Consider the following 8,788-nt stretch of genomic DNA (forward strand, 5'->3'; position numbering starts at 1 on the left):
AGCAAAATTACCAATTACAAATTACCAATTACAAATTACCAATTCCCCGTTACCAATTCTAAATTATAGATATGAACATGGTTGGTCAACTTTTAGACAGGCGTTATCGCGTAGTGCAAATTCTCAGTTCAGGAGCTTTTGGACAGACTTATTTAGCTGTCGATACTCGCCGACCGGGCCATCCTCAATGTGTAGTCAAACAACTGCGCCCTCCCAGCAACACTTCCACAGTTCTCAAAACAGCTTATCGCTTATTTAAACAAGAAGCAGAAATATTAGAAAAGCTGGGAAAACACGATCAAATTCCATTTTTACTAGCTTATTTTGAAGAAGCGAATCAATTCTACCTCGTTGAAGAGTTTGTCCCCGGACACGCCCTAAATAGGGAAATTGTGGCCGGTCAACCTTGGCGAGAAGAACGAGTGCTGGATCTGTTGCAAGAAGTGTTACAAGTTCTCGCCTTCGTACACTCTCAGGGAGTGATTCACCGCGATGTTAATCCCTCCAACTTAATCCGCCGCAAACCAGACGGCAAATTAGTTTTAATTGACTTTGGTTCGGTTAAAGAAGTTGCAAGTCACGTCAGTGACTACGATACCGAATTTCCGCGCACCATTGCTACTGGTACTCCGGCTTATATGCCGATCGAACAATTTCAAGGCAACCCGCAATTTAGCAGTGACCTCTATGCAGTCGGGATGATGGCAGTCCAAGCTATCACTGGTTTACCCGGTACGGATTTGCCAAAATTGCAAGATCCGAGTCCTTCTCATACCGGGGAAATTGTTTGGCGAAACCGAGCTCAATGTTCTGTGGGATTAGCCAATATAATTGACAAAATGGTCTGTCACCAATTTGCCAAGCGCTATCAATCTGCGGATGAAGTTTTGCTAGCTCTGAGCAAGTTGAGACACCGCCAAGAACCGATGAATCCGGCTCACAAGAAAAGTATGGCTCCCACCTTAGTTTCTTCTGATAGTTTTTCGTCACGTTTGGGAAGTCGATTTTGGTTGCTGATTTTGGCAGGCGTCGGGGCGGCAATAGTTCTGATATTTCTGTTTAGTTACTGGCGCCGCCCGAATCCGATTAAAGCTCAGGAATATTACGAACAGGGAGTGGAAAAGTCTCGCAATAAAGATGCGGATGCAGCTTTGCAGGCTTTTAATAAGTCAATTCAATTGAATCCTAAAAATGCTGAGAGTTTTTACCAGCGCGGTAATGCTAATTATGATTTACAAAAATATCAAGAAGCAATTGCAGATTATTCTCAGGCGATCGCTCTCAATCCTAAATATGTTCAGGCTTATTTTAACCGCGGCCTAGCCCGTCACGATTTTAACGACACGCGCGGGGCGATAGAGGATTACACTCAAGCTCTGAATCTCCAGCCCAAGGATGCTGATACATATTATGAAAGAGGAGTTGCTTATTTAGAACTGCAAGATTACAAGATGGCTATTCAGGATTTTAATGAAGTAATTCGGTTGCAGCCGAACCTGGTTAAAGCTTATCATTCGCGGGGGTTGGCTCGTGCTGGGAGTGGCGATTTGCAGGGGGCGATTGGAGATTATACTGAAGCAATTAAACTTGATGCTAAGAATGTTGATGCTTTCTACAGTCGGGGGAGAGCTCGCTTTCACCTAGGAGATTATCAGGGAGCTTTGGCGGATTATTCTCAGGTAATTGCGATCGATCCCAAGAGTGGAGATGCTTACGCTAATCGTTGTAGCACCCAGTTGAATTTAGGAGCGCATCAAGCGGCAATTGACGATTGTACTCAGGCAATTTCGCTGAGCGAGGAGGATGGGGTTCCTTACAACAATCGCTGCATTGCTTATTTAAATTTGAAGGATTATCCCAAAGCAATTGCCGATTGCACTCAAGCGCTGACAGTGAATCCGAATGATTTTAATGCTTTTAACAATCGCGGTTTAGCTCGCAGCGCCGGGGGTGACGCCCAGGGGGCGATCGCAGATTTTACAGCAGCAATCGGGTTCAATCCCAACAATGCTGAAGCTTACGCCAATCGGGCTAAGATTTATCACGAGTTAAAGAATTACAATAGTGCGATCGCAGATTACGTGCAAGCTATTCGGATCAGCCCGAATTATGCGGCTGCTTACTACGGTAGAGGCATGGTTCGTAGCTCCTTGGGAGACAAAGCAGGAGCAATTAGCGATTTAGAAAAAGCTGGCAAAATGTTTCTCGATCAAGGACTTACTGGCGGTTACAAAGATGCACAATTTGAGATTGAAAAACTCAAGTAGTCAATCGATTTTAGATTTTAGATTTTAGATTTTAGATTAAAGAATTGAAGCATTGACCCCACGGATAAATACGTTCGGCAAGTTTCATCGGATACAGGTTTTTTACAGCATATTCCATGTATATTTAGTACACACAATCTTGTAGTAAGTAAGGTGCGTCGCCACCAGTCAATCTGCAAGTTCTATTTAAAAGGTCGCAGATCCGCACCCTACATATTAAAATCACACAACATAAATATAGCAGCTACTGTACTTCATCAACCACCGAATATGCTGTATTTCTCCGTCCTGATTCTGCTTTCGGAATGAATCCGGGGGCTTGTATCCTGGATGCTTTCGGTCATTAGTCATTAGTCATTATTTCTCGGTGTTATATTTCTTATGTGGCAGATTTTTATAATCTCAGATTGCTCCGGGGCTGGTTCACGCTAATCTTTAATACCAACAGAAAATGCAGGTGAACCAGCCATTACGCGCTATTAATTCAAGCTATTATCAATCAATTTTCTGGGTCTTGCAGTCTCTTCACCAACTCATAAAACGGTTCCCAATTATCATCAATAGCTATCGGTTCCCAAACAGCCTCAATCGTCGGTCTCAACAGCGATTGTTCGGGATTGTGCCGCAGCAACCTGTCCGCCATTTTGTCCATATCATCCGCCGACAAACTTTGCAAAACGTGATAATAAAACTGTCGCCAAGGTGCTATCAAGTCCGCCGGTTCCGCCTCAGTAAAAATTAGAGTAGCATCATCTCGCCAAGTGCCAGAAAACTGTCTTCGCAGTTCAAAAAAGAAATCGTGATAGCCTACTTGAGACTCCGCCAGCATTTTAATTGTCACCTTCAACAACTCATCTCCATCAGCTTCTGGCAAATCCTCAAATCCCAATCTATTTAGCATCAACCGCCGATAAGCTGCATTATAATAATCGCCAAACTTTGCCAAACCCGCATCCATATCAGCTTGAGGAATCGCCGCTGCTAGCGGTTCCTGAAGCTTCTCTAAATTGTCCCTACAAATCAACGGTTGATTGCCGTAACAATAAAGACCCGAATAGTCAAAATAAGCTGCTGTAAATTGCGGCTTGTAAGTTGGGATAAAAGCGAAAGGCCCGTAATCGAAACTTTCTCCTGTAATTGACATATTATCAGTATTCAGCACGGCGTGGCAAAATCCTGCCGCCATCCACTGAGCGACTAATTCAGCTACTCGCTTGACTAAATCTGCATAAAATAGGGCATATTTTTCGGCAGGCGAAACCCCGGCATTACTTGCTTCTAAATGCAGTTGTGGATAGTAATATTCAATAACAAAATCTAAAAGTTTTTTAGTTAAATCCGGGCGGCGGATATAGTGCAATCTTTCAAAAGTTCCAAACCGGATGTGAGAATGACTGAAACGCACCATTACGGACGATCGCGTCGGAGATGGTTCGTCCCCCCGCCACAAAGCATCTCCAGTTTCAACTAAACTAAAACAGCGAGATGTTCTAACTCCCAACCGGTGCAAAGCTTCGGCGGCTAAAACTTCGCGAATTCCCCCTTTGAGAGTGAGTCTACCATCACCGCCCCGCGAGTAGGGAGTGCGGCCGGAACCTTTAGTGCCGAAGTCGTAAAGTCTGCCGTCAGTGCCGCGAACTTGGCCGTACAAAAAGCCTCTACCATCACCTAAATTGGGGTTATATTGGTTGAATTGATAGCCGTGGTAACGGAGTGCGAGAAAGGGGCGGACGCAGTGAAATTCGCCGAACGCTTCGATAAAATGTTGGTCGGTTACTTGTGCTGGGTCTAAACCCAATATCGGCAATAATTTGTCGTTGCGGAAGCGGAGAATATGCTGCGGAAAATCGGCCGCAGGGACTTCATCAAAATAGTCGCCACCGAGGGATTCGAGGGCGGGTTCGTAGTTGAGGGAAAGCAAAGGATTTGACATTTTTCTATTTTATCTTGAAATTGGCGATCGCTCCAAATTATATACGGGTAAGGTGCGGACTGCATTGGTGTCAACAATCGCCTCAAACCCTTTTTCTCTCTAGTTTATAGCCGAGTTCGATCTCCCTCGCATCCCAGCAGGGCTGTTTCATTTTAAAATTTTAGCATAGCTAAAGTTTGAGCAGGAAACATTAGCGTCTCCCTGGAAGGCTAAAAATTTTAACGGTCAATTTTAGCGATAGTTAAATTAACCGTTTTTCTTGCTAAAAATGGAGTTGATCTCATATCGGATTGACCATAATATCCCGGCCGGGCGGGTTTTTGAGATTGTCAATTATTGGCCGATGTTATTGGTGAACCCGCCCCTACCTGATGAAGGGTAATCGACGGGACATGATATGAAGTCTTAAATTTTTTAAAGTTAAGTGGGATTCACCACCTAATATAGTAATCTAAATCATTTGTGAATTTCTTACTCCCTCCCCACGGGTTCGGGGAGGGTTGGGGTGGGGTCAAAAAAATTACAACTCCTACAAGGATTGCTATCTACCTTTTCCCCTATTTAAAATTAGTCAACACTCCGTAAATCGCCCAAATTGCCATCGCCCGCAAATAGTGACTCGCCCGAAAAGTTCCCCCCGCCGTAATCGCTTCCGGCGTCCGAAACTGCAACCCATTTTCATAAATCTGCTTCACCACCGCATCCGTCAATTTAAACGCTTTCTCCTCCATCCCCATCTGTACCAAAAAAGCCGCCAACCCAAAATTAATACCCGTCCAAACTTCCAAAGGATGAGTCGCATTAGGATTTTCCGGCGAACCGTTCAGCATCACCCCATTTGCCGCACCGAACTCGCCATCGTTGAACTTCAAAAAGCAAGATTCGTACACAGTTTCTAGAGCACTGGCTGCACATTCCGGCGGCACAATATCCGGTAATCCTAACAGTTTCGCGTAAAATTGACCGCACAGTTGGTCGGCCATCACCACTTCGGAATTACTCTCGCTGTCCAAACGGTAATATTGACCGTTCCACAGTTTTTCTTGATAGCTCGGTCTTGCTTGTAGCAGCCAACTGTGATATAATGCTATCTTTGCTTGAGGGTTAGGAATTATCTGCGGTGCTGCATCTTCCAAGATTTCGCCGATCGCGATCGCAGCCTCCAGCGCCGCCAACCACAAACCCCCGCAATAGGCACTTATCCCCCGCATTTGCCAATCATCAAACGTCTGATCCGGTGCTCCAGAATTCTCAGGAATTCCGTCCCCATCCTCATCAAAAGTTTTCAGATAAGCCAAAGCCTCAACAATTGCCGGCCAACACTCTTGCAGAAACTCACAATCTGTGGCGCCAGTCAACAGGAAATCCCGATAAACCTGCAACACAAAATCGCAAGGCAAATCCTTCCACAAATTGCAATCTTGATAGCTAGTATAATTCGTTTTCTCCCAAGGATGTTCGTTAGGAGCACCCAAATCGTGCGGCGTCGCGCCGACAGCTTTTCTAATAGCCGAAGCTTGATTCCAGCCAATAATTCTCGGCGTATCGTCTCCGGCAGAAATTGCCCTAGCAAACGCTAAAACCACCGACTTTTCCAAATCCGGCCACAGCATTAACAAAGCAAAAGAACCGTAAAGCCGCACGTCCAAACTTTCGTACCAGCGGTAATCAATGCACTCCAAAACCGCAAATTGACCCTTGGGATCGCGTTCGTCAGCCGCACTCCAAAGAGTACCGCCGTCTGTGAGGGCGTATAACTCGTTAAACAAAGCCATTTTAAAACTGTCTGACAAATCTTTCCGTTCTAAAATCGGTTTTTGCCAAGCTTCAATATTTTCGCGCCAAGTATCGGAATGCTTCATTGCAGTGCGAATAATCGGCCAAGCATTTTTGCCGTTGCGGCCGAAGAAGTCCGTATAGCGGCGGTAGTACCAAACTCCCGATGCAAACTCAGTAACGGGCAAATCCCAAGCTATAATAAAGGGGATTTTGCGAGTTTTTCCCGGTCGAATAGTAAAGCGAACTGCGATCGCACAAGCCAACTGTTCTCCTGCTGCTGCGGCTGTCTCGTCTTTGTCATCCAACAAGAAACCTTCTGCAGAAAAGTTGCGCCAAACATCCTCGCCATTCCCCGCCGGGTTCCAACGAGTTTGATAGAATACTTCTACCGCCGGATTAGTAATAGTTGCGATCGCCCATTGTCCATCCCCCTCTTGCGGTTCCTCCTCAGCAGTCAACCGCGTCATCACGCAACCGATTCGGTGAAAATCTTCCACCAACAAATTCATATTTCCGCCGCTTTCTCCCCACCGGGGTTGATAGTCATAAAATGGACTACCATCATCTCGAACCATGACTTTCGGCGACTTGTTAGCATTAGTAAACCAACCGACAATATTCTCCCAAGTCAGCATGATGCTGAGAGTAATCGGCGCATCTGTAGGATTGTGCGCCACCCATTCAAACATGGCGACTGGGTAACTGCTTTCCTGATAATTGTTCGGCAAAACTGGCGAAAATTGCTCGCAGCTTAATTGAGCATGAAACACATTTTCGTAAACAAACCAACTGCGCGGATACAAAGCATGATAAGTACCAGAATTAGACTCTTCTCTTGTTCCTTCTTTTGGATACCATTTCCAACTCGATAAACTGCCATCGGTAGGCGGTTCAGTGGACAGTGCAAAAGCTTGTTTCTTGCCTTGAGTTTCTTCAAAAACGCTGAACTGACAAGCGGGCAAACTGCGAAAAATGTGCTCGCCGCCGTCAATGTGCCAGAGGTTGAAGTCGCCGCGGGACGATCGCCCGATGCAGCCGGCACCGAACCCGCCCAGAGGCATTCCGTGCCAGGGCCCGTCGTCGAGATTGCTTGCGTAGCGGACTGTATAGGGATTCTCCCAACCGAGGCCGATGGGACGTTTCCAGGTGTGCGGGGGGATGTTTGGAGTAGATGTGCGATCGTTATTCATGTGATTAATCTTAGCGCTCGATCGAGCTTTACAATTTTTTTTATTTTATTTTAAACTTTTATCTATCGAACAAATTCCGAGATTTCCGACGGTTGTTGACTGTAGATTGTTGACTTAAAGTAATTGGGTTCTGGACTCCCGGATTCATCAATTCTCCCATCTCAAATCTCAAATCTCAAATCGCTCGACTGTTGATTGTTGGCCAAAAGCAATTGGGTTCAGGGCTGCCAGATTAATCAATTCTCCAATCTAACATCTAAAATCTAAAATTTGTTGTCGATCGCCTAACGCGGTAGAACATCATCTAACCGCAGTTGCAAGCTGGTTAACAAAGGAGAAATAATCCGATCGCCGAGGCGAAATTGTTGCTGCGTGTAATCTTGGTCAATCAGTTGGCAAACGGTGATAGTAGGTTGTTTTGGTTTACCGATAAAAGCCACGCCTCCCAATCCGCGATAATCAACTATCCAATACTCTGGAATCCCTAAAATAGCATATTCTTCAACTTTTCGGGCGTAATCTGTTTCCCAGTTAGTGCTGACGACTTCTACCACCAATTTAATAGATCGTCCCAGCGTAATCACAGGTTCTCTTTCCCAAAGAGGTTCGCTGACAATAGCAGTTTCATCTAATACGACAATATCGGGACGGCGGGCAGTAGCTGCATCTGAAAATGGACGGATCAAACAAGTGCGCGGAATGAACCAAGGTAGTTTTTCGGCTGCGATGGCGATGCCGATTTGAGTTGCTAGTTTACCGCTGACGGTTTCGTGGGGGCCTGTGGGTTCCATGTCAACTAATTCTCCGTCAGCGAGCTCGTAGCGGAAGTTGTCACAATATCGATCGAGGAATGTTTCAAAAGTTAGGATTTTTTGCGCGGTGTAAGCCATTGGAAACAAATAGTTTTTTGCTGAAAATCTTATTCTATCAACTAACCAAATCCCAAATCAGAACCTTTCCCCGCGTGAACCAAAGCCAACTTTTCGTAACGCTTAGCGTGTTCCACCAACTCGGCTGCTTCTTCCTCAGAGACATCCCGCAGGGGTTTGGCAGGCACTCCCGCAACTAGCGTGTGAGGGGGAACGTCTTTGGTGACAACCGCCCCTGCACCGACGATCGAGCCTGTGCCCACCCTCACTCCATCCAGGACGATCGCCCCAATCCCGATCAGGCAGCCCCGTTCAATGTAAGCTGAGTGAATCACGGCTCGGTGTCCGACTGTCACGAAATCTTCCAAAACAGTCGGTTTCCCCGGATCGCCGTGCAGAATTGCTCCATCTTGGATATTGGTACTTGAGCCGATCGCAATTCGCTCTATATCCGCCCGCACCACCGCCCCGTACCAGATACTAGCCCCTGCAGCCACCTCTACCCTGCCGATGACAACAGCGCCTTCAGCGACAAAAGCCGCTTGGGACAGATCGGGCCTGGGCCAATAGGAAGGAAGTGCAGACAGAGGTTTGTTGAGATTGCTCATTTGTGATCGTTATACTTCTAGCAGATTAGCTGGTTGTTGATACGGGATATAATAAAAGTATTTGGGTGCGACTCGTTTAATCCAAATGGATAAAGAATATCCAAGGACGATTAGCCTAACCCTCTGGTTAGTGTAACTGATT

The 8,788-nt window shown here is 46.0% G+C and carries 5 protein-coding genes; 1 reads left to right on the top strand and 4 read right to left on the bottom strand.

The genetic code is table 11. The features are described 5' to 3' along the window. Positions 1 to 77: 77 nt before the first annotated feature. Positions 78 to 2,267: a tetratricopeptide repeat protein gene (locus QUB39_RS16780; RefSeq protein ID WP_333057293.1), complete on the top strand. Its 2,190-nt coding sequence runs from the start codon at positions 78 to 80 to the stop codon at positions 2,265 to 2,267. Positions 2,268 to 2,766: 499 nt separating this feature from the next. Here the strand turns inward: QUB39_RS16780 and QUB39_RS16785 are convergent, their stop codons facing one another. The 4 genes from QUB39_RS16785 to QUB39_RS16800 form a co-directional block, all read right to left on the bottom strand. After that, positions 2,767 to 4,200, bottom strand: coding sequence for a protein adenylyltransferase SelO family protein (locus QUB39_RS16785; protein ID WP_333211079.1), 1,434 nt, complete (start codon positions 4,198 to 4,200; stop codon positions 2,767 to 2,769). A gap of 557 nt (positions 4,201 to 4,757) precedes the next feature. Beyond that, a complete protein-coding gene (locus QUB39_RS16790) occupies positions 4,758 to 7,169 on the bottom strand; it encodes a GH116 family glycosyl hydrolase (RefSeq protein ID WP_333211077.1) in 2,412 nt (803 codons plus the stop codon). A 284-nt stretch (positions 7,170 to 7,453) separates the two neighbouring features. Beyond that, positions 7,454 to 8,059 (bottom strand): Uma2 family endonuclease, encoded by a 606-nt coding sequence (locus QUB39_RS16795; RefSeq protein ID WP_333058342.1) that lies wholly within the window; start codon positions 8,057 to 8,059, stop codon positions 7,454 to 7,456. Between the two features lie 41 nt (positions 8,060 to 8,100). Further along, positions 8,101 to 8,646 (bottom strand): gamma carbonic anhydrase family protein, encoded by a 546-nt coding sequence (locus QUB39_RS16800; protein WP_333211075.1) that lies wholly within the window; start codon positions 8,644 to 8,646, stop codon positions 8,101 to 8,103. Positions 8,647 to 8,788 lie beyond the last annotated feature (142 nt).

The sequence above is a fragment of the Microcoleus sp. AT8-B5 genome (genome assembly GCF_036705565.1).
Taxonomy (GTDB): domain Bacteria; phylum Cyanobacteriota; class Cyanobacteriia; order Cyanobacteriales; family Microcoleaceae; genus Microcoleus.

Excerpts from the sequence above, each read along its gene's own strand:
- QUB39_RS16780 (WP_333057293.1), top strand. The coding sequence starts at position 78 with ATGGTTGGTCAACTTTTAGACAGGCGTTATCGCGTAGTGCAAATTCTC.
- QUB39_RS16785 (WP_333211079.1), bottom strand. The coding sequence starts at position 4,200 with ATGTCAAATCCTTTGCTTTCCCTCAACTACGAACCCGCCCTCGAATCC.
- QUB39_RS16790 (WP_333211077.1), bottom strand. The coding sequence starts at position 7,169 with ATGAATAACGATCGCACATCTACTCCAAACATCCCCCCGCACACCTGG.
- QUB39_RS16795 (WP_333058342.1), bottom strand. The coding sequence starts at position 8,059 with ATGGCTTACACCGCGCAAAAAATCCTAACTTTTGAAACATTCCTCGAT.
- QUB39_RS16800 (WP_333211075.1), bottom strand. The coding sequence starts at position 8,646 with ATGAGCAATCTCAACAAACCTCTGTCTGCACTTCCTTCCTATTGGCCC.